This window comes from Streptomyces sp. MMG1121 (genome assembly GCF_001280015.1).
In the GTDB taxonomy this organism is placed as follows: domain Bacteria; phylum Actinomycetota; class Actinomycetes; order Streptomycetales; family Streptomycetaceae; genus Streptomyces.
Genome location: NZ_LGDV01000192.1, coordinates 25,799 through 45,364 on the forward strand (window position 1 = coordinate 25,799; position 19,566 = coordinate 45,364).

Genomic DNA, 19,566 nt, shown 5'->3' on the forward strand with positions numbered 1-19,566 from the left:
CTCAGGCTCGCCTCCTGGTCCAGGGGGTGAGGGCGTACTGGACGGCGACCAGGGCCGCGTCCGCGACGACCGCGAGGAGCAGGGTGAGGACCACTCCGGCGATCACCGGAGTCGGGAAGTCGCGCTGGAAGCCGTCGGTGAAGAGCTGGCCCAGGCCGCCGTCGCCGATGTAGGTCGCGACGGAGACGAGGGAGATCGACATCACCGTGGCGATGCGGACGCCCGCCATGATCACCGGGAGCGCGAGCGGGAACTCGACGGTGAGGAGCGTGCGCAGCGGGCGCGTGCCCATCGCCTTCGCGGCCTCCTTCACCTTCACGGGGACCGAGTCGAGGCCCTCGACGGTGTTCCGCAGCAGGACGACCAGGGTGTAGACCGTCAGGCCGGTCACGGTGGTGGTCCGGGTCAGGCCGCTGACCGGGAGCAGGAGCACGAAGATCGCGATCGACGGGATCGTGAACAGGACGTTGGACAGGCCCAGCAGGAAGCCGCGCAGGGGGCGGATCCGGTGGGCGATCACTGCGAGCGGCAGCGAGATCAGCAGCCCGAGGAGGACGGCGGTCAGGGCGGCCTGCAGGTGGGAGAGGGTGAGTGAGGTGAGGTCGTCGGTGTGGGCGGATATCCAGGACCAGTCGATCGTCATGCCGCCACCCGCACTTCGGCGTGGGCACGGCCGGCGTGCTCGTGGATGTCGTCCCGGGAGGAGACGCCGGTGAGGACGCCGTCGGCGTCGACGCGGGCGATCAGGCCGGTGGGGGAGGCGACCGACTCGTTGAGGGCGGAGAGGAGGGAGTCGCCGTCCGTCAGTGGTCGTACGGGGATCTCGGCGTCCTTCGAGGCCCAGTGCAGGGGCCTGTTCGCGGAGTCGAGGACGAGGGTCCAGGTGCCGCCCTCCGGTGCCGGGCCCCGGGGGACGTCGGCGAGGGTCTTCAGCGACAGCAGCTTCAGTCCGCGCTCGGCGCCGAGGAAGCCGGCCACGAAGTCGTCGGCGGGGCGGGCGAGGAGTTCGGCGGGCGGGGCGCACTGGACGAGATGGCCGCCGGTACGGAACACCGCGATGCGGTCGCCGAGCCGCACCGCCTCGTCGATGTCGTGCGTGACGAAGACGATGGTCTTGCTCAACTCCTGCTGGAGGCGCAGCAGTTCGTCCTGCAACTGGGTGCGCACGACGGGGTCGACCGCGCCGAACGGCTCGTCCATGAGCAGCACCGGCGGGTCGGCGGCGAGCGCGCGGGCCACGCCGACGCGCTGCTGCTGGCCGCCGGAGAGCTGGTGCGGGTAGCGCCTGCCGGCGTCGGCGGCGAGGCCGACCGTCTCCAGCAGTTCGGCGGCGCGGGCCCGGGCCTTCCTGCGGTTCCAGCCGAGCAGCAGCGGGACGGTGGCGATGTTGTCGAGGACCGTGCGGTGCGGGAAGAGTCCGGCTTGCTGGATGACGTAGCCGATGGAGCGGCGCAGCTCGGCTGCGTCCTGCCGCGTGACGTCCTTGCCGCCGACGCGGATGGTGCCCGAGGTCGGCTCGATCATCCGGTTGATCATCCGCAGGGTGGTGGTCTTGCCGCAACCGGAAGACCCGACCAGGACGGTGAGGCCGCCCTCCGGCATCTCCAGGTCGAGATCGTGGACTGCTGTCGTGCCGTTGGGGAAGCGCTTGTTCACCGCGTCGAACTGGATCATGAGATGTCCCTTGCCCGGCTGTATAACGTCATGCAGAGTTCTTGGTGTCTGAATAGGTTGTCAATGCTTCGGTGTTAATCCGAGGTAACCGATGTCCGCAGGGCAAGATCGAATGTCCGGATTGAGGGGAGTTTGGACGTGATGTCGTCTCGTATCGTGGACGCACCGGAGTCCGTACGGTCCACGCGCTCCGCGACCGTGGTCCTGGACGGGTCCGGACTCGGCGTCGAGGACGTGGTGCGCCTCGCCGACGGGACCGCACGGCCGGTCCCCGCGGACCGGGCGCTGCGGCGGACGGAGGAGTCCTGGAACGCCGCCCGGCAGATCGCCGCCACCGGACGCGTCTACGGCCGCTCCACCGGTGTGGGCGCCAACCGGAACGAGGACGTGCCCACCGACGCCGCCACCGGACACGGTCTGCGCCTGCTGCGCAGCCACGCCGGCGCCATCGGCGCGGAACTCCCCGCCCGGCAGGTGCGCGCCACGCTCGCCGTCCGCGCCAACCAGCTGCTGGCCGGCGGCGCCGGGCTCAGGCCCAGCGTGGTCACCGCCCTGTGCGAGGCGCTTCAGAGCGGCGCGTATCCGGTCGTCAACGAGTTCGGCTCCGTCGGCACCGGCGACATAGCGGCCCTCGCCCAGATCGGGCTCGCGCTCGCCGGCGAGCACCCGTGGCGGGGTGCGGGCGCCCCCGAGCCGCAGCCCCTGGACAACAACGACGCCCTCGCCTTGATCAGCAGCAACGCCCTCACCCTCGGCCAGTCCGCGCTCGCCCTGCACGAACTGCGCGGGCTCATCGGCGCCACCCAGGTCGTCGCGGCCCTGTCCCTGCTCGCCGTCGACGGCTCCCACGAGGCCTACGCCGCCCCCGTGCACGCCGCCCGCCCGCACCGGGGCAGCACCGAGACGGCCCGCCGGATGCGCGAGCTGATCGGCGCCGCCGACCGGCCGACCCCGCCGCTCGGCCGGATCCAGGACCCCTACGGTTTCCGCTGCCTGCCCCAGATACACGGCCCGGCGCACGACGCGGCCGACGCCCTGGAACAGGTCCTGGCCGTCGAGATCAACGCGGCCGCAGAGAACCCGCTCATCGCTCCCGAGGACCTCGCCGCCTACCACCACGGCGGCTTCTACCAGGCCCAACTCGCCCTTGCCCTCGATCACTTCAGGCTCGCGGTGACCCAGGTGGCCCGGCTGTCGACGTCCCGGCTGTCCACGCTCAACGAGCCCGCCTACACCCGGCTGCGCCCCTTCCTCGCCGACCACGAGCCGGCCTCCTCCGGCGTGATGATCCTGGAGTACGCGGCCGGCGCCGCCCTCGGCGATCTGCGTGCCTTCTCCGCGCCGGCCTCGCTGGGCCACGCTGTACTCTCCCGGGGCGTCGAGGAACAGGCGAGCTTCGCCTCGCTCGCCGCGCGGCAGACCCTGCGCGCGTGCGATGCGTATCGTCTGGTGGTCGGCTGCGAACTCGTCGCCGCCGTCCGCGCGCTGCGCCAGCGCGACCTGCGGCCCGACCCGGGGCTGCCGGCCGGCCGGGCGTTCGCGCTCGCCGAGCCGGTCCTCGACGCCGACCCGGCCGACCGGCCGCTCACGGACGACGTGACGGCGGCGGCCGCACTGCTCGACCGGTTCACGGACATCTGGAGGGGGAGCGCGTCATGAGCGTGGACAGCGGCACGGGGGGGACGCCCGGCGTTTCGGACAGTCCCGCGAACCGGCTGCAGGTGTTGTTCGAGGGCCACCGGCTCACGCCGACCCAGCGCCGGATCGCGCACAGCATGGTCCGGCGCGCCGCCGACGTGCCCTTCCTGTCCAGCGTGGAACTGGCCGAGCTGGCCGGGGTCAGCCAGCCGTCCGTGACCCGGTTCGCCGTCGCCCTCGGCTTCGACGGCTATCCGGCGCTGCGCAGGCATCTGCGCGAGGTCGTCCCCGCCGAACCGGCCGCCGAGGCGGGCGCGTTCAACGAGTACCAGCAGGCCGTCGAGGCCGAGATCGAGAACCTCAGGCACCTCGCCGAACTGCTCGCCGACCCGCGCCCGGTGCAGAAGGCCGGCCGGATCCTCGCCGCGTCCCGGCCGCTGCCGGTGCTCGGGCTGCGCGCCGCCGCCTCGCAGGCCTACGGCTTCGCCTACTTCGCCGCCAAGGTGCACCCGGACGTCCGGCTGCTCAACGAGGGCGGCACCATGATCCAGGACCGCATCGACGCGGCCGTCCGCGCGGGCGCCTCCGCGCTGCTGTGCTTCGCGCTGCCCCGGCATCCGCGCGAGGTCGTGGACACCCTCGCCTACGCCAAGGACGTGGGGCTGACCACCGTCACGGTCGCCGACTCCGCGTTCGCCCCGGTCGCGAAGTACTCCGATCTGCTGCTGCCCGCCGCCGTCGGCACCGGCCTCGCCTTCGACACCGCGTGCGCCCCGATGCTGCTCGGCCGGGTCCTGCTGGAGGCGGTCTGCGACGACCTCCCCGACGCCCAGGCCCGGCTGGAGGAGTTCGACGCGAAGGCGGCGGCACGGGGGCTCTTCGTGGAGTGACGCGGGCGTTCTCAGACTCGTCTCACGTTCGCTCGCTACCGTCCCGGGCCGTCAGCTGTGCCGGGACGACGAGGAGGCGGATCGTGGCGCGCGGAGGACATGGACTGGCCCGGGTGGCCGTCGTCGTACGGGCCGGGGCCGCACCCCTGTGGTGGTCCGGGGTGTTCGCGGCCGGGGTCGGGGTGCTGCCGCCCGGGGTGACCGGACGCCGGATCGGGGTGCTGGCCGGGGCCGCGCTGTTCCTCGTGGCCGCGGCCGTCGTACCGCTGGTGCGGCGCGGCCGGTACGTCGCCCTCGCCCGTGGGGCGGCCCGCGCGGGCAAGTACGACGTGCTCCAGGACCGGGCGGTGACCGTGCGCACCTGGCGCCGGGGCCACCGCTGGTGGCTCCTGCCGGCCTGCGCGGCGGCCCTCGGCTCCGCCTTCGCCGTCCCGGCGGCGGGCGGCATGCTGCTGGCCGGGCTCGGCACCGGGCTGCGGCTGAAGGCCGCCTGGATCGGCCGGCGCGAGCGGGACGGGCAAACGCTGCTGTGGGTGCGCGTCGACTGGCTCGGCCGGCGGGGCGGGAGCCCGGTGGGCAAGGCCGTCAAGGGCCTGCGCAGTACGGGCATCGCGGCCGGCGACGCGGCCCCGGGCGGGGCCTGCCGCCGCACCGCGGCACTCGCCTGACCCCCCCGGTCACACCTCCAGGTCCTCCTCGATCCGCTTGAGCTGGTGCCGGGCCATCGCCAGGTTGGACCGGCCCGCGTCGAGGACCAGGTAGAGGAACAGGCCGTTGCCGCCACGGCCCTTGAGCAGGCGGATCAGGTGGTACTGGTCCGACAGCGTGATCAGGATGTCCTCGATCTCGGCCTTGAGGCCCAGGTGTTCCATCGTGCGCATCTTGGCGCGGATGACGTCGGTGTTGCCGGCGGCGGCCACGTTCAGGTCGAAGGTCTTGCTGCCGCCCATCGTGCCCAGCGCCATGCCGCTGGTGTAGTCGACGAGCGCGACGCCGGTAGCGCCCTCGATCGAGGTGAGGGCTTCCTTCAGCGCGGTCTCGGTGTTGGCCATGGTGGGTCCTTTCGGTGCGGGCTCAGCTGTCGGTTGCGGTGCGCGCCTCGGCGGCCGTGGCGCGGGTCGTACGGGTCCGTGCGGGTGTGGTGGGGGTGGCCTGGCGCGGCGCCGCGGCGGTCCGGGCGGCGGTGTCGGCGGCGTCGAGCAGCTCTCCGATCCGGGCGCCGGCCCGGCGGCCCTCCAGATGCAGCCGGCCGACGTTGACCCGGCCTTCGGCGAGCAGGGTCAGTACGGCGGTGCGGCCGGCCGCGTAGGTGGCGACGTAGCCGCCCTCGCCACGCACCAGCAGTTCGCGGAAGCCGCCGTGCCCGGTGGCGTCACTCACCCGTACGGCGACGCCCAGCGCGGCCGCGGTCAGCGCAGCCAGTCCCTCCGGGTCGACCCCGGGGGTGTCGTGGGCGACGGCGAGCCCGTCGACGCCGGCCGCCAGGGCGCCGGTGAGCTGCGGCACCCGGGTCCGCAGCCGGCGCAGCTCCTCCAGGACGGCCCGGAGGTCCTCCTCGGACACCATCAGCTCTCTCCTCTCGGCAGGGCGGCGTTCGGCGGGGCGGTGCCGTTCACAGCGCCTCCAGCGCATCCCTGAGCCTCTTCAGCAGCGCGATGTCGGGGTCGGTGACCGCGGGTGGGGGCGGCGGGGCGGGGTCCGGGACCGCGGGGACCAGCGGTGCGACGAGGCCGGCCGCCGCGAGCCGGCGCACGTCGACCAGCGTGTGGAAGGCCTGCCGGCCCAGGTTCCGGGCGATCCCGGCGGCCGTGCGGACGCCGTCCACGTGGTCCAGGACCGCCCGCTGCCGGGGCGTGGGCGGCGCGGGCGCCGCCGGGTCCGCGCGGATCAGCGGGGCGCTGTCGGTGGCCGGGTCGGGCCACAGCCGGTGCAGCAGCAGCCGGCGGCGCAGCGTCTCGCGTTCCAGCGCGACGACCGGGACCGAGGGCAGCGGGCCGAGCCGGGGGCCGCCGTCGTAGCGGAAGCGGCCCGGGGTGCTGCTCGGGGCCAGCGCGAAGTACCCGGCGTCGTACAGCGTGTCCAGTCGGCACAGTTCGAGCGCGCCGGCCGGTAACTCGCCTTCGGACAGCAGGAGTTCGGCGGTCCGCCATGGCTCGGCGGTCCGTGCGGCGGCCCGCTGCCAGGCCTCGGCCGCGAGGGTGCCGTGGGCCGTGAGGAGCACGTCGAGGCCCGGGGAGTGAAGGCTCTCGGCGTGCACCACGCGGCCCTCGGCGAGGTACAGGGTGCCGTGCTCGCGGACCAGGACGCCGGTGGCCCGCTCCTCGGCGAGCCGGGTCAGCATCGGCGACAGGGCCCGGCCGGCCGCCCTGTCCCGCACCGGCAGCGGAGGTATGTGCGTCACGGTCATCCCAGCACCAGCCGGGCGGCCATCTCGCCGAGCCGGATGCGGGCGAGTGCGAGATTGCCGTCCTCGCGGCCGAGCCACAGATGCAGGAAGACGCTGCTGTCGAAGGACGTGTCCACGAACCGCAGCAGGTGGTAGCTGTCGCGATTGCTGACGATCACGTCCTCGACGGGTGGCCGTCCGTCGTCCCCGTGGGCCGCGAACGCGCCGTGCTCGGCGGTCATCCGGGCCAGCTCGGCGGCCTCGGCGGCGGTCGTCTCATGGTCGCCGCCGGGCGCCTCCCCGACCGTGCCGAGCGCCAGTCCGCTCGTCCAGTCCACCAGTGCGGCGCCCCGCGCACCGGGCAACCGCATCGCTTCCAGCAAGCACTCGTCGATTCCGGGCACCGTGGCTCCCCTCCCGCCTGGGACTCCGGCTGAGTGACGTCGACACTACGCAACGTATGCGCGAGGGGTGAGGCCTTTGGCATTTTCCGGTGGAACATGCGTCCGGCGTACTAGCGTGGGTCAACTGACCTCTGTGACAGGAGAGTTGATCCACTCGCGGGGGAGGCGTCAACGGCTCCCGGGAGCCCGGAGAGTGGTGAGTGCGTCCGCGTGCGCCCCGCCGGACTCGGCCACCACCTCGGCGACGGTCTGCGGCTCCCGTACGGCCGCGAAGGTGACGCCCCCCGAGCCGCCCATGTCCGGCGTGAAGCCGTAAATGCCGGGCCGCACAAGGGAGTTGTAGGCGTAGTGGGCGGTGACGTAGTACGCGCCCGTGTCCAGTGCCGCCACGTGGTCGCCCTGCTCCAGCTCCGGCAGCGCGCGCCCCTCGGCGAGCAGGTCGCCCGAGAAACAGGCGGGCCCGGCCACGTCCTGCACCACCTCCGGTCCCGCCTTGGGGTGCCCCTCGGCGTCGTACGCGGCGATCCGCAGCGGCCACGCCTCGGGCGCGTACACCGTCCGCGTCGCCACCTGCACGCCCGCGTGTGTCACCGCGATCCGCCGCCCGCCGGTGCTCTTGGCGTACTCCACCCGCGCCACCACCGTCCCGTGCCGGGCCATGAGGGACCGCCCGAACTCGGTCACCAGCCCGTACCGCCCGGCGAACAGCCCCGGCACCTGATCGGCCAGCACGCGCGCGTACTGCGCGTACGTCGGCGCCGTCACCTCCGAGGCGAAGTCCACCGACAGCCCGCCGCCGATGTCGAGCGTGTCGATCTGCCGCCGCCCGGCCCGCGCGTTGATCTCCTCCGCGAGCGCGTACGTCTCGGCCGCACCCCGCGCGAGCAGCGGCAGCGGGATGCCCTGCGAGCCGGTGTGCGCGTGCAGCCGGGTCAGCCACGGCCGCTCCAGGAACGCCCCGACGACCCACTCGCGCGCCCCCTCGTCGCGCAGGCCCACCCCGAACTTCGAGGTCGCCGTGGCCGTGGAGGTGGCCCGGATCGAGCCGCCGCCGTGCTGCGGATTGACCCTGAGGCCCAGCGGGGAGCGGGTGGGCGCCTGCCGGACCAGGGCGTCGAGCCGGTCCAGCTCCTGCGGGTTGTCGGCGTTCACGGCGATGCCCAGCGCCAGCGCCTCGCGCAGCTCGGCCGGGGTCTTCGCGGGCGCGTCCAGTACCGTGCGGGACGCCGGCACCCCTGCCGCCCGCGCCAGTGCCAGCTCGCCCGGGCTCGCGACCTCCGCGCCGAGGCCCGCCTCGTGCAGCAGCCGCAGTACCGGCACCAGCGGGGTGGCCTTCACCGCGAAGGCGTGCAGCACCGGTGTGCCGGGCGCGAGGGCCGCGTCGAACGCCGCCCGCAGGGCCGCCGCCGACCGCCGGATCCCGGTCACGTCCAGCAGGCCCGCCACGGCCGCGTCCGGACCGAGCAGCCCCTGCTCCACGGCGGCGCGTACCGCCGCGTCCCGTCGGGCGACGCGCTCCCGCGCCTCGGATTCCTCGTCGGCCGCCCGGCTCTCGACGTCCCGCTGCACAGCGTCTCCCCTCGTGTCCGCACTCAGGTGTACCCAGCCAAACACCGTCGGCGCGCCAACGGGGTCACCCCGATGTATTGACTAGTTCTATTCAGACGGACAGGATGTGAATAGACGCAGTAACAGGAGGAGGCAGACGATGTCGGGACCCCGCCCCGTACGAGCACCGCGCGGCACGGAACTGAGCACCCTGGGATGGCAGCAGGAAGCCGCCCTGCGCATGCTCCAGAACAACCTCGACCCCGAGGTCGCCGAGCACCCCGACAAGCTCGTCGTCTACGGCGGCACCGGCAAGGCCGCCCGTGACTGGCGCTCCTTCGACGCGATGGTCCGCACGCTCAGGACCCTCAAGCAGGACGAGACCATGCTGGTCCAGTCCGGCCGTCCGGTCGGCGTGATGCAGACCCACGAGTGGGCCCCGCGCGTCCTCATCGCCAACTCCAACCTGGTCGGCGACTGGGCCAACTGGGAGGAGTTCCGCCGCCTGGAGGCCCTCGGTCTGACCATGTACGGCCAGATGACCGCCGGCTCCTGGATCTACATCGGTACCCAGGGCATCCTCCAGGGCACCTACGAGACCTTCGCCGCCGTCGCCGCGAAGAAGTTCGACGGCACCCTCGCCGGGACGATCACCCTCACGGCCGGTCTCGGCGGCATGGGCGGCGCCCAGCCCCTCGCCGTGACCATGAACGACGGCGTCGCGATCTGTATCGACTGCGACCCGCGCGCCATCGAGCGCCGTATCGAGCACCGGTACCTGGACGTCAAGGCCGACTCCCTCGACCACGCGCTCCAGCTGGCCACCGAGGCCCGTGACGCCCGCCGCCCGCTGTCCATCGGCGTCCTCGGCAACGCGGCCGAGCTGGTCCCGCAGCTGCTCGCGATGAACGCCCCCATCGACATCGTCACCGACCAGACCTCCGCGCACGACCCGCTGTCCTACCTGCCGGTGGGTGTGGCCTTCGAGGACATGGCCGACGCCGCCGCCAAGGACCCGGCCGGCTTCACCACGCGTGCGCGTGAGTCCATGGCGAAGCACGTCGAGGCCATGGTCGGCTTCATGGACGCCGGTGCCGAGGTCTTCGACTACGGCAACTCCATCCGTGGCGAGGCCCAACTGGCGGGCTATAAGCGGGCGTTCGCCTTCCCCGGCTTCGTCCCCGCGTACATCCGGCCGCTCTTCTGCGAGGGCAAGGGCCCCTTCCGCTGGGCGGCCCTGTCCGGCGACCCCGCCGACATCGCCAAGACCGACAAGGCCATCCTGGAGCTGTTCCCCGAGAACGAGTCCCTGGCCCGCTGGATGAAGATGGCAGGCGAGCGCGTCCACTTCCAGGGCCTGCCCGCGCGCATCTGCTGGCTCGGCTACGGCGAGCGCGACAAGGCCGGCGAGCGCTTCAACGACATGGTGGCGAGCGGGGAGCTGGCGGCACCGCTGGCCATCGGGCGCGACCACCTCGACTGCGGGTCGGTGGCCTCGCCGTACCGCGAGACCGAGGCCATGCTCGACGGGTCCGACGCGATCGCCGACTGGCCGCTGCTCAACGCCATGGTGAACGTGGCCTCGGGTGCGTCCTGGGTGTCCATCCACCACGGAGGCGGTGTGGGCATGGGGCGGTCCATCCACGCCGGGCAGGTGACGGTGGCCGACGGCACGAAGCTCGGTGGCGAGAAGATCCGGCGCGTTCTCACCAACGACCCCGGTATGGGCGTCATCCGCCATGTGGACGCCGGGTACGACATCGCGGAGTCCGTCGCCGAGGAGCGGGGGGTTCGGGTGCCGATGCGCGAGGGTGGCGAGGCGTGACCCAGGACGCAGGCGGGCCCGGCAACTCTCCGGTGGGGACCGGGGTCTCGTCGCCGGGTGCGGTTCCGGCCGTGCCCACCCGCTCCCGGTCCGGGCCCCGCTCGACCGGGGGGACCCCCCTCGCCCTGCGGAACGACCGCCCGCAGCCTGTGCAGCCGGTACGTGGTGCTTCCTTCCAGGAGATGTGGCGCGAGCTGCTCCCGATCGGGCGGCACCCCGACTCCGGCGGCTACCGCCGCTTCGCCTGGACCGGGGCCGACGCCGACTGCCGCGCCTGGTTCCGGCAGCAGGCCGAGGCGCGCGGTCTGGCCCACGAGGTCGACCGGAACGGCAACCAGTGGGCCTGGCTCGGGGATCCGGCCGCCGGGGACGCGGTCGTCACCGGCTCGCACCTCGACTCCGTGCCGGACGGCGGGGCCTTCGACGGGCCCCTCGGCGTCGTGTCCTCGTTCGCCGCCCTCGATGAACTGCGCGCCAGGCAGGTGCGGTTCACCAGGCCCCTCGCCATCGTCAACTTCGGTGACGAGGAGGGCGCCCGCTTCGGGCTCGCCTGTGTCGGCTCCCGGCTGACCGCCGGGCAGCTCACCGTCGAGCAGGCCCATCGGCTGACCGACGGGGACGGGGTCGGCCTCCCGCGCGCCATGGAGGCCGCCGGGTACGACCCCGAGGCCATCGGGGCCGACCCCGAGCGGCTGGCCCGGATCGGTGCCTTCGTCGAGCTGCACGTCGAGCAGGGCCGGGCGCTGGACCTGTCCGGCGACCGGGTCGGCATCGCCAGCGCGATCTGGCCGCACGGGCGCTGGCGGTTCGACTTCCGGGGCGAGGCCAACCACGCCGGCACCACCCGGCTGGCGGACCGGCGCGACCCGATGCTGTCCTACGCCGAGACCGTGCTCGCCGCCCGCCGCGAGGCCCGGCTCGCGGGTGCCGTCGCCACCTTCGGCAAGATCGCGGTGGAGCCGAACGGGGTCAACGCCATCCCCTCCCTCGTACGGGGCTGGCTCGACTCCCGCGCCGCCGACCAGGACACCCTGGACACGGTGGTCGGCGGGATCGAGAAGGCGGCCCGGGAGTACGCCGACGCCCACGGCATCGACCTGGACGTCGTCCGGGAGTCCTTCACGCCGGTCGTGGAGTTCGATCACGCCCTGCGCGACGAACTCGGCCGCATCCTGGGCAAGGAGACCGGCCTGACGGTGCCCGTCCTCGGTACCGGTGCCGGACACGACGCCGGGATCCTCTCCGGGAGCATCCCGACCGCCATGCTGTTCGTGCGCAACCCCACCGGTGTCTCGCACTCCCCGGCCGAGTTCGCCGCCGAGGACGACTGCGTGGCCGGGGTGCGCGCGCTCGCCGACGTACTGGAAGGGCTGGCCTGCAGGTGACCAAGCGGACCTACTGGTTGGAACACGCCTGGCTCGACACCACCGTCGAGCCGGGCGTGGCCCTGGACGTGGACGGCGGGCGGATCGGTGCCGTCCGCACCGGCGTCCCCACCCCGCCGCCCGGCGCCGAGGTGCTGCGCGGGCTCACGCTCCCGGGGCTGGCGAACAGCCACTCGCACGCCTTCCACCGGGCGCTGCGCGGCACCGTCCAGGTCGGCAGCGGCACCTTCTGGACCTGGCGCGAGGTGATGTACTCCGTCGCCGACCGGCTGACCCCGGAGACCTACCACGCGCTGGCCCGCGCGGTGTACGCGGAGATGGCCCTGGCCGGCATCACGGCCGTCGGCGAGTTCCACTACGTGCACCACGCGCCCGGCGGCACCCCCTACGCCGACCCCAACGCCATGGGCGAGGCGCTGATCGCGGCCGCCGCCGAGGCCGGCATCCGGATCACCCTCCTCGACACCTGCTACCTGTCCTCCGCCATCTCGAACAAGCACAGTGGCAAGGCCCCCGACGCCCATCAGCTCCGCTTCTCCGACGGCAGCGCCGAGGCCTGGGCGGAACGCTGTGCAGTTCTCAAGGAACGGGATCACGCGCGGATCGGGGCGGCCATCCACTCCGTACGGGCCGTGCCCGCCGACCAGTTGGCGACCGTGGCGGGGTGGGCCGGGGAGCGGCGGGCCCCGCTGCATGTGCACCTGTCGGAGCAGACCGCCGAGAACGACGCCTGCCTGGCCGCCCACGGATGCACGCCCACCCGGCTGCTCGCCGACCACGGGGTCCTCGGGCCGCGCACCACCGGTGTGCACAACACCCACCTCACGGACGAGGACATCGCCCTGCTCGGCGGCTCGGGCACCGGCACCTGCATGTGCCCGACGACCGAGCGGGACCTGGCCGACGGCATCGGACCGGCCGTCGCCCTCCAGCGGGCCGGGTCCCCGCTCTGTCTCGGCTCCGACAGCCACGCCGTCATCGACCTGCTCGAAGAGGCGCGCGCGATGGAGCTGAACGAGCGGCTGCGCACCCGGACCCGGGGCCACTGGACCGCGAACTCCCTGCTGCGGGCCGCCACCGTCGACGGCCACGCCGCCCTGGGCTGGGACGAGGCCGGCACGCTGGAGGCGGGCGCCCTCGCCGACTTCACGACGATCGCCCTCGACTCGGTCAGGACAGCGGGACCGCTGCCCAGGCTGGGCGCCGAGACGGCCGTATTCGCGGCGGGCGCGGCCGACGTACGGCACACCGTCGTGGGCGGTCGGCACGTCGTACGCGACGGGGCGCACACCCTCGTACCGGACGTGCCGCAGGCGCTGTCGGCCGCTGTCGGAGCCCTCCGCGGCTGAATCCCATCGCCCCCCACAAGGACGAGACCATGAGCAGCAGCACCGTCATCACCAACATCAGCACGCTGGTCACCAACGACCCCTCCCTAGGTGACGGTTCCCCCCTGGGCCTGATCCGGGACGCGGCCGTCGTCATCGACGGCGACCGCATCACGTGGACCGGTGAATCCAGCAAAGCACCCGCCACTGACAACCGGGTCGACGCGGGCGGCCGGGCGGTGCTGCCGGGCTTCGTGGACTCGCACTCGCACCTGGTCTTCGCCGGCGACCGCACCCAGGAGTTCAACGCCCGCATGTCCGGCCGCTCCTACACGGCGGGCGGCATCCGCACCACGGTCGCGGCCACCCGCGCCGCGAGCGACGCGGAACTGGAGGCGAACCTGACCCACTACCTGGCGGAGGCGCTGCGCCAGGGCACCACCACCTTCGAGACGAAGTCGGGCTACGGCCTCACGGTCGAGGACGAGTCCCGCGCGCTGCGCCTCGCGGCCCAGCACACCGACGAGGTGACGTACCTCGGCGCGCACATCGTCTCCCCGGACTACGCCGACGATCCGGCGGCCTATGTCGCCCTGGTCACCGGCGAGATGCTGGACGCCTGCGCGCCGCACGCCCGCTGGGTCGACGTGTTCTGTGAGAAGGGCGCCTTCGACGGCGACCAGGCCCGCGCGATCCTCACCGCGGGCAAGGCGAAGGGCCTGCACCCCCGCATCCACGCCAACCAGCTCTCCTACGGTCCCGGCGTCCAGCTCGCCGTGGAACTGGACGCGGCCAGCGCCGACCACTGCACCCACCTCACGGACGCCGACGTCGACGCCCTGGCCAACAGCGACACGGTCGCCACCCTGCTGCCGGGCGCGGAGTTCTCCACGCGCGCGCAATGGCCAGACGCCCGCCGCCTCCTGGACGCGGGCGCGACGGTCGCCCTGTCCACCGACTGCAACCCCGGCTCGTCCTTCACCTCCTCCGTCCCCTTCTGCATCGCACTCGCCGTCCGCGACATGCGGATGACCCCGGACGAAGCGGTCTGGTCGGCCACGGCGGGCGGTGCGGCGGCCCTGCGCCGCACCGACATCGGCCGTCTCACCCCGGGCGCCCGGGCCGACCTGACGCTCCTGGACGCCCCCAGCCACGTCCACCTCGCCTACCGCCCGGGCGTACCCCTGGTCAGGGGGGTGTGGCGACGGGGGGTGCGGGTGGTCTGAGCAGGGCCTTCGCCGACGGGTCAGGCGGCCCCGGCCCGCCACCGCTGCGCCCGGCTCCCGTCCAGCGGCTCCAGGGACACCCCGTAGCGGCCGGCCGGGGTCACCGCCGCGCCGGTGGCGATGCACGGGCGGATCGTGCCGTCGGGGGCGACGGTGAAGCGGAGGTTGTCCCCGTGGTCGCCGTGGACCGAGTCGCAGCCCCAGACGCCCACGCCCCGGTCGGTCGCACCGCGGCTGTCCAGGCAGAGGGAGTCGTCGGCCGCCGAGCGGACCACACCCAGGCGGCCGTCCACGCGCCAGCGCTGGGTCGCGGCGCCCGAGCAGGGGGCTGTGACGACGTCGTTGCCCTGCTCCGGATCGCCGTCGCGGATGTCCAGGCAGCGGCCCGTGGCGAGGTTCACCACCTGCGCGAAGGCCGTACCCGGGGGTGCGGGCGTGGGGCCGGGCGCCGAGGGGTGACCTGTCGGCGCAGGTACCGGTGCGGTCGGGTGGGGTGAAGTCCGGCCGGGGGGCGGGGAGTCGGTGGAGCGGGACGGTGCGGGGGACAGTGAGGGGGACGGAGTCACCGGGACCGTTGCCGTCACCGTCACCGGAGGAGGTGCCGGGGTCGCAGCCGTCGGCTCCTGGCCCCCTTTGCGGTCCGGGACGAGCAGGAACACCAGGAGCGGGGTCAGGGCCACGCCCAGGGCCGCCGAGGCCAGCAGGACGCGGCGCCGCGGCGGCCAGTTCGCCCCTACGCCAGAGGGTTCGGGGACGGGCGGCGGCTCTTCGGCGCGCAGGTACGCCGTGCCGCTCCAGGGCAGCAGGCCCTCCGCCAGGGTCTGCCGGGGTGTGTCCCGCAGAGCCCGCAGATCCTCGAACGCGGCCGTGCAGTGCGGGCAGCGCGCCATATGGGCGTCCAGATCGCCGCTGTGGCGCGGACCGTCGGGTCGTACCGCCTCCTCGATCAGCCGGCGGAAGTCGGCACAGCGCGGGTCGTCGGACGCGGCCAGGCGATGGCGCAGACAGGCCTGGGACAGGGCCTTGAGGGCCTGCGGGATGCCGTACGCCACGTCCGTGCGGCTCAGGCCGAGGTAGGCGGCGGTCCGCTGCTGCGGCTCCTGCTCCAGTACGCCGTACCAGATCAGGCCCTGGTCACGGGTGGGCAGTGAGCGGAACGCCGGGAGGAGGGGCGGGGCGGGGCCGTCGGGCAGGCCGGACGCGTGCAGGACGAGCAGCAGGCCGGGGTCGACGCCCGTGGAGCGCTCGTCGTGGGCCCAGGCCGTCGCCAGCCTGGCGGTCAGCAGCAGGAGGCGGTGGCGCAGCGGGACGGCCGGGTCGGCACCGCGGGCCGTCTCACGGGCCGCCGTGGCGAAGGTCTCGGCCGCCAGCCGGCGGGCGCCGGACTCGCTCGCGGCACAGAGCCGGGCGTAGGCCAGGACCGCCGGGTGGTGCCGTCTGCGCAGCTCCCGCAACGCGGGGTAGGCCGCGGAGGCGGGGGAGGCGGGAGAAGCGGTGGGGATGGAGGAGGCGGGGGAAACGGGGGAGCGGAGGAGGTCGGTGAGGCGGGTGTCCGGGGCGTCGTCGAGAGCCCCGTCGCCCGTGCTTCGGCCCGCCCCGGCCCTGGCCGTCCCGCCGGCACCCGCCCTGGCCGCGTCCGCCCAGGCTCCGCCCGTCCCGGCCCCGTCCTCCCGCTGAGCCATCGTCCAGCCTCCTCGCGACACCGGGCGGCCGCGCCGTTGCGGCCCCGGGCTGGCATACCAGCCAGTATGGGGAGCCCATAGTGGTGGAGGGGGGCGGGCGGGAAAAGAGGTTTCCGCGGGTAACCGGATAACGGTTGGGAACCTGGGGGCAGTTGACCGAGACGAGTGGCCCGGTACCGGCGGATGCCGGCGGCCGGGCCACTCGTTCCCGGTGCCGTGGACGGCGGGACCCGGGGGTCACTCCTCCAGCGTCAGCCCCCTGCGCAGCCGCACCAGCGTGCGGGACAGCAGCCGCGACACATGCATCTGGGAGATGCCGAGTTCGTCACCGATCTCCGACTGGGTCATGTTCGCCACGAACCGCAGGGAGAGGATCTTCCGGTCCCGGGGCGGGAGTTCCGCGATCAGCGGCTTGAGCGACTCGACGTACTCGATGCCCTCCAGCCCGTGGTCCTCGTACCCGATCCGGTCCGCCAGCGCGCCCTCGGTCTCGTCCTCCTCCGGCTGGGCGTCCAGCGAGGAGGCGGTGTAGGCGTTCGAGGCGGCCATGCCCTCGACGACCTCGTCCTCGGACAGCCCGAGCCGCTCCGCCAGCTCCGCGACCGTGGGGGAGCGGTCCAGCTGCTGGGCGAGCTCGTCCCCGGCCTTGGCCAGGTCCAGGCGCAGCTCCTGGAGCCTGCGCGGTACGCGTACGGACCACGACGTGTCGCGGAAGAACCGCTTGATCTCGCCGATGATCGTCGGCATCGCGAAGGTGGGGAACTCGACCCCGCGCGAGAGCTCGAAGCGGTCGATCGCCTTGATCAGGCCGATCGTGCCGACCTGGATGATGTCCTCCATCGGCTCGCTCCGGGAGCGGAAGCGGGAGGCGGAGAACTTCACGAGCGCGAGGTTCAGCTCGACGAGGGTGTTGCGGACGTACGCGTACTCGTGCGTCCCTTCCTCCAGCGTCGTGAGGCGCTCGAAGAGGGTCTTGGACAGGGCCCGCGCGTCGACCGGGCCGATCTCGTCGTACGGGGGGATCTCCGGGAGTCCCTCGAAGGGGTCGAGGGGTTCGATGGGATGATCCAGCTGTTCCGGTGGGGGTGTCGACGTCGCGTCGTGGGTAGGCGATGCGTCGAGCCGGGGTGACATGGTGTCCTCCATCGTTCTCGGCATAAGGCTGCCGAAGCCAATGCGTGCACTGCGGTGTGCGGCGCCTCCGAAGCCGGCGTGTAGGGATAGGAATGTGTGTCCTTACTAGCCCTACCGGCATACCCGAACCGATCGCAAGTGCGTCCTGTTCAGGTATGTCCGATTATGTGAGGTTGTTCGGGTGTCGAAGTGTGCATGGAAGGCGTAATGTTCGAGGGCATCAGCAGCCACGACCTCGGGAGAGAGAACGGCATGGACCACGGGATGGTCGGCAGCGCACAGTCGGGCCGACTTCTGGTGGAGGTGCGGGAAGAGGGCTCCAGCGCGGTTGTGCAGCCGGCGGGTGAGCTCGATCACCACACCGCCGATCTGCTGCGCGAGCCCCTCGAGCACCTCCTGGCCAAGGGCTTCTCGCGCCTCGTCGTGGACTGCACGCGCCTGGAGTTCTGCGACTCCACGGGCCTGAACGTCCTGCTCGGTGCCCGGCTGAAGGCGGAGGCCGCCGGTGGCGGGGTCCATCTGGCCGGGATGCAGCCGGTGGTGGCCCGCGTGTTCGAGATCACAGGAGCCGGGGCGGTCTTCACCGTGCACGACTCCGTGGCGGCGGCTCTGGCGCCCGGCGCCGACTGAGCCCGCCCGCCCGCCCCCTCCTTGCGACCCTCTCCCTGGCGCGCTGTCGGGGCACCCGCTCCCGCGCATGTCCCGCACGTCGAAATCGGGGGGTGTTCCGCCGGATCGGCCGGGCAGGAGAGGGCAGGGGGAGGCGCGAATGGGCAGAAGTAAGCAGGAGTAGGCACGTACGGACCGGTCGGTGCCGGCCGGTGCGGGCCTTTGAATGGTGAACTGGTGAACTGGTGGATCGGTGAGGTGAAGCGCTGATGAGCACCACCCGGCCTTGCTCGCCGGGCGACCGCGGCCCGGAGCCGAGCGGCGCTTCCGGGGTCTCCGAGGAGGGGGCGCCGTCCGCGGCCGTACCCGCGGGGGCGGCCGCGCCGTCCGGACCTTCCGACGGTATGCGGGAGACCGGCGGACGGCAGATCCGTCGGCTCGCCCTGGAGGGGGCGAGCGGGGTCGTCCCGCTCGCCCGTGACTACACCCGGCAGGCGCTGTACGCGTGGGGCTGGCTGCCCGCCGCCACCGCCGACCAGCGGGCCGCCGCCGAGGACGTGCTGCTCGTCGTCTCCGAACTGGTCACCAACGCCTGTCTGCACGCCGAGGGCCCCGACGAACTCGTCCTCACCTGCGACGACAAGGTGATCCGGCTGGAGGTCTCGGACCGCGGCACCGGCCAGCCGGCCCCGCGCACCCCGCACCGCGCCGGCCGCCCCGGCGGCCACGGCATGTTCATCGTGCAGCGGCTGTGCCTGGACTGGGGTGTCGTCCGCGTTCCCGGCCGGTCGGGCAAGACGGTGTGGGCGGAACTGGGCGCACCGGCGTAGCCGGGCCGCGCCGGGCGCCGCTCCGTCCGCGGCGCTCGCCCGGGCGGCCGTCCGGCGTCCACGGCACCTCGGGTGCCGGGGAGCGGAGCTGGTCGCGGCGGTCGGTCCGCCGGCCGTGGGCCCGCCGTGGCTCGTGGGGCGTTCGCATCGTCACAGATCCTCCTCGCACCGTGTCTTCCTTCCTCACGCGCCCCGGCGTACCTTGACGGCCAATCTGATGAACCGTCAGGAATGGGGTGGACCGATCGTGTCGTACCCGAAACGAACCGCCGCGTTCGCGTCCGCCGCGGCTCTGGCCGGCTCGGCGGTGCTGCTGGCGGCGCCGGCGGCCCACGCGGACGTCGTCGATGTCAACTACCGCTGCCAGACGCCGATCGGCGTCAAGAGCGCCGTGTCGCCCATCGACATCAAGGGCGCCAAGAGCGGCGGCGGCTACAAGATCACCATGTCGTGGCAGAAGGGCGTCTCCTCCAGCCCGGTCGAGCTGGGCAAGGGGGCGATGAGTCCGAGTGCCACGATCAGGCTCGGCGGCGCGGACAGCGGCACGCTGCCGGTCAGCGGGCCGCCCAACGCCGCCGCGATCCCCGCCAACACCCCCATCAAGATCAGCGACTTGACCGGCACGTACACGCCGTCGAAGACCGGCAAGGTCACCTTCACGCCGGGCACGCTCACCATCAAGGCGCTCGGCACGACGACGACGTGCACGCCGACCAACTCCCCGCAGGCGGCGCTGACCCTGGATGTGACGGCGGCCGGCGGTTCGTCCTCCGGCGGCTCCTCCTCGGGCGGCTCCTCCTCGTCGTCCTCGGGCGGCACCTCCGCATCCGGACAGCTTCCGCAGACCGGCCCCGACGACTCGGCGGTCGCGCTCGGCACGCTCGGTGCCACGGTGTTCCTCGCCGGCGCGGCGGGCACGCTGTGGCTGACCCGCCGCGGCCAGTCCGTACGCCGCTGACCCGGGCCGGGGGCCCGCGGCCACGCCGTACGCCCCCGACCTGGCCGAT

Annotated in this window: 19 protein-coding genes; 10 read left to right on the top strand and 9 right to left on the bottom strand. The window is 73.4% G+C overall.

Annotated elements, in window-relative coordinates; translation table 11 throughout:
- Position 1 precedes the first annotated feature (1 nt).
- Positions 2-643, bottom strand: a complete 642-nt coding sequence (locus ADK64_RS21695) for an ABC transporter permease (RefSeq protein WP_053661498.1) — start codon at positions 641-643, stop codon at positions 2-4.
- Positions 640-1,674: an ABC transporter ATP-binding protein gene (locus ADK64_RS21700; RefSeq protein WP_053661499.1), complete on the bottom strand. Its 1,035-nt coding sequence runs from the start codon at positions 1,672-1,674 to the stop codon at positions 640-642. Before ADK64_RS21700 ends, ADK64_RS21695 begins: the two co-directional genes overlap by 4 nt.
- A gap of 141 nt (positions 1,675-1,815) precedes the next feature.
- Here ADK64_RS21700 and ADK64_RS21705 point away from each other — a divergent pair, with 141 nt between their 5' ends.
- The 3 genes from ADK64_RS21705 (at position 1,816) to ADK64_RS21715 (ending at position 4,870) form a co-directional block, all read left to right on the top strand.
- Complete coding sequence (locus ADK64_RS21705) at positions 1,816-3,333, top strand: aromatic amino acid ammonia-lyase (RefSeq protein WP_199829678.1); 1,518 nt, start codon at positions 1,816-1,818, stop codon at positions 3,331-3,333.
- Positions 3,330-4,202: a MurR/RpiR family transcriptional regulator gene (locus ADK64_RS21710; protein ID WP_053661500.1), complete on the top strand. Its 873-nt coding sequence runs from the start codon at positions 3,330-3,332 to the stop codon at positions 4,200-4,202. Before ADK64_RS21705 ends, ADK64_RS21710 begins: the two co-directional genes overlap by 4 nt.
- Before the next feature lie 83 nt (positions 4,203-4,285).
- Positions 4,286-4,870, top strand: a complete 585-nt coding sequence (locus ADK64_RS21715) for a hypothetical protein (RefSeq protein ID WP_107093042.1) — start codon at positions 4,286-4,288, stop codon at positions 4,868-4,870.
- Between the two features lie 9 nt (positions 4,871-4,879).
- Here ADK64_RS21715 and ADK64_RS21720 read toward each other — a convergent pair whose 3' ends face one another.
- The 5 genes from ADK64_RS21720 to ADK64_RS21740 form a co-directional block, all read right to left on the bottom strand.
- Positions 4,880-5,254, bottom strand: coding sequence for a hypothetical protein (locus tag ADK64_RS21720; protein WP_053661502.1), 375 nt, complete (start codon positions 5,252-5,254; stop codon positions 4,880-4,882).
- Positions 5,255-5,276: 22 nt separating this feature from the next.
- Positions 5,277-5,768, bottom strand: a complete 492-nt coding sequence (locus ADK64_RS21725) for a roadblock/LC7 domain-containing protein (protein ID WP_053661503.1) — start codon at positions 5,766-5,768, stop codon at positions 5,277-5,279.
- A gap of 46 nt (positions 5,769-5,814) precedes the next feature.
- Positions 5,815-6,609, bottom strand: coding sequence for a hypothetical protein (locus ADK64_RS21730; RefSeq protein WP_053661504.1), 795 nt, complete (start codon positions 6,607-6,609; stop codon positions 5,815-5,817).
- A complete protein-coding gene (locus ADK64_RS21735) occupies positions 6,606-6,992 on the bottom strand; it encodes a hypothetical protein (protein WP_053661505.1) in 387 nt (128 codons plus the stop codon). Before ADK64_RS21735 ends, ADK64_RS21730 begins: the two co-directional genes overlap by 4 nt.
- 168 nt (positions 6,993-7,160) lie before the next feature.
- Positions 7,161-8,561, bottom strand: coding sequence for a diaminopimelate decarboxylase (locus ADK64_RS21740; RefSeq protein ID WP_053661506.1), 1,401 nt, complete (start codon positions 8,559-8,561; stop codon positions 7,161-7,163).
- A 139-nt stretch (positions 8,562-8,700) separates the two neighbouring features.
- Between ADK64_RS21740 and hutU the strand changes: the two genes are divergently transcribed.
- From hutU to hutI, 4 genes are all read left to right on the top strand, one after another.
- Positions 8,701-10,365 carry a urocanate hydratase gene (gene hutU / locus ADK64_RS21745; protein WP_053661507.1) on the top strand — a complete coding sequence of 555 codons (1,665 nt, stop codon included), beginning with the start codon at positions 8,701-8,703 and terminating at the stop codon, positions 10,363-10,365.
- Between the two features lie 182 nt (positions 10,366-10,547).
- The gene (locus tag ADK64_RS21750) at positions 10,548-11,750 is read left to right on the top strand and encodes an allantoate amidohydrolase (RefSeq protein WP_199829682.1); all 1,203 of its coding nucleotides are present in this window, start codon (positions 10,548-10,550) and stop codon (positions 11,748-11,750) included.
- The gene (locus ADK64_RS21755) at positions 11,747-13,099 is read left to right on the top strand and encodes a formimidoylglutamate deiminase (RefSeq protein ID WP_053661508.1); all 1,353 of its coding nucleotides are present in this window, start codon (positions 11,747-11,749) and stop codon (positions 13,097-13,099) included. The genes ADK64_RS21750 and ADK64_RS21755 overlap by 4 nt, the downstream gene beginning before the upstream one ends.
- A gap of 29 nt (positions 13,100-13,128) precedes the next feature.
- Entirely contained in the window at positions 13,129-14,304 is a 1,176-nt protein-coding gene (hutI, locus tag ADK64_RS21760) for an imidazolonepropionase (RefSeq protein WP_053661509.1), read from the top strand.
- A 20-nt stretch (positions 14,305-14,324) separates the two neighbouring features.
- Here hutI and ADK64_RS21765 read toward each other — a convergent pair whose 3' ends face one another.
- Together ADK64_RS21765 and ADK64_RS21770 are read right to left on the bottom strand one after the other, a co-directional pair.
- Entirely contained in the window at positions 14,325-15,986 is a 1,662-nt protein-coding gene (locus tag ADK64_RS21765; protein WP_078992773.1) for an RICIN domain-containing protein, read from the bottom strand.
- Positions 15,987-16,223: 237 nt separating this feature from the next.
- The gene (locus tag ADK64_RS21770; RefSeq protein WP_199829679.1) at positions 16,224-17,132 is read right to left on the bottom strand and encodes an RNA polymerase sigma factor SigF; all 909 of its coding nucleotides are present in this window, start codon (positions 17,130-17,132) and stop codon (positions 16,224-16,226) included.
- Between the two features lie 240 nt (positions 17,133-17,372).
- Here ADK64_RS21770 and ADK64_RS21775 point away from each other — a divergent pair, with 240 nt between their 5' ends.
- From ADK64_RS21775 to ADK64_RS21785, 3 genes are all read left to right on the top strand, one after another.
- On the top strand, positions 17,373-17,750 hold the full coding sequence (locus tag ADK64_RS21775) for an STAS domain-containing protein (protein WP_053661548.1): 378 nt from the start codon (positions 17,373-17,375) through the stop codon (positions 17,748-17,750).
- Positions 17,751-17,998: 248 nt separating this feature from the next.
- Complete coding sequence (locus ADK64_RS21780) at positions 17,999-18,559, top strand: ATP-binding protein (RefSeq protein ID WP_053661511.1); 561 nt, start codon at positions 17,999-18,001, stop codon at positions 18,557-18,559.
- A 247-nt stretch (positions 18,560-18,806) separates the two neighbouring features.
- Positions 18,807-19,517 carry an LPXTG cell wall anchor domain-containing protein gene (locus ADK64_RS21785; RefSeq protein WP_053661512.1) on the top strand — a complete coding sequence of 237 codons (711 nt, stop codon included), beginning with the start codon at positions 18,807-18,809 and terminating at the stop codon, positions 19,515-19,517.
- Positions 19,518-19,566 lie beyond the last annotated feature (49 nt).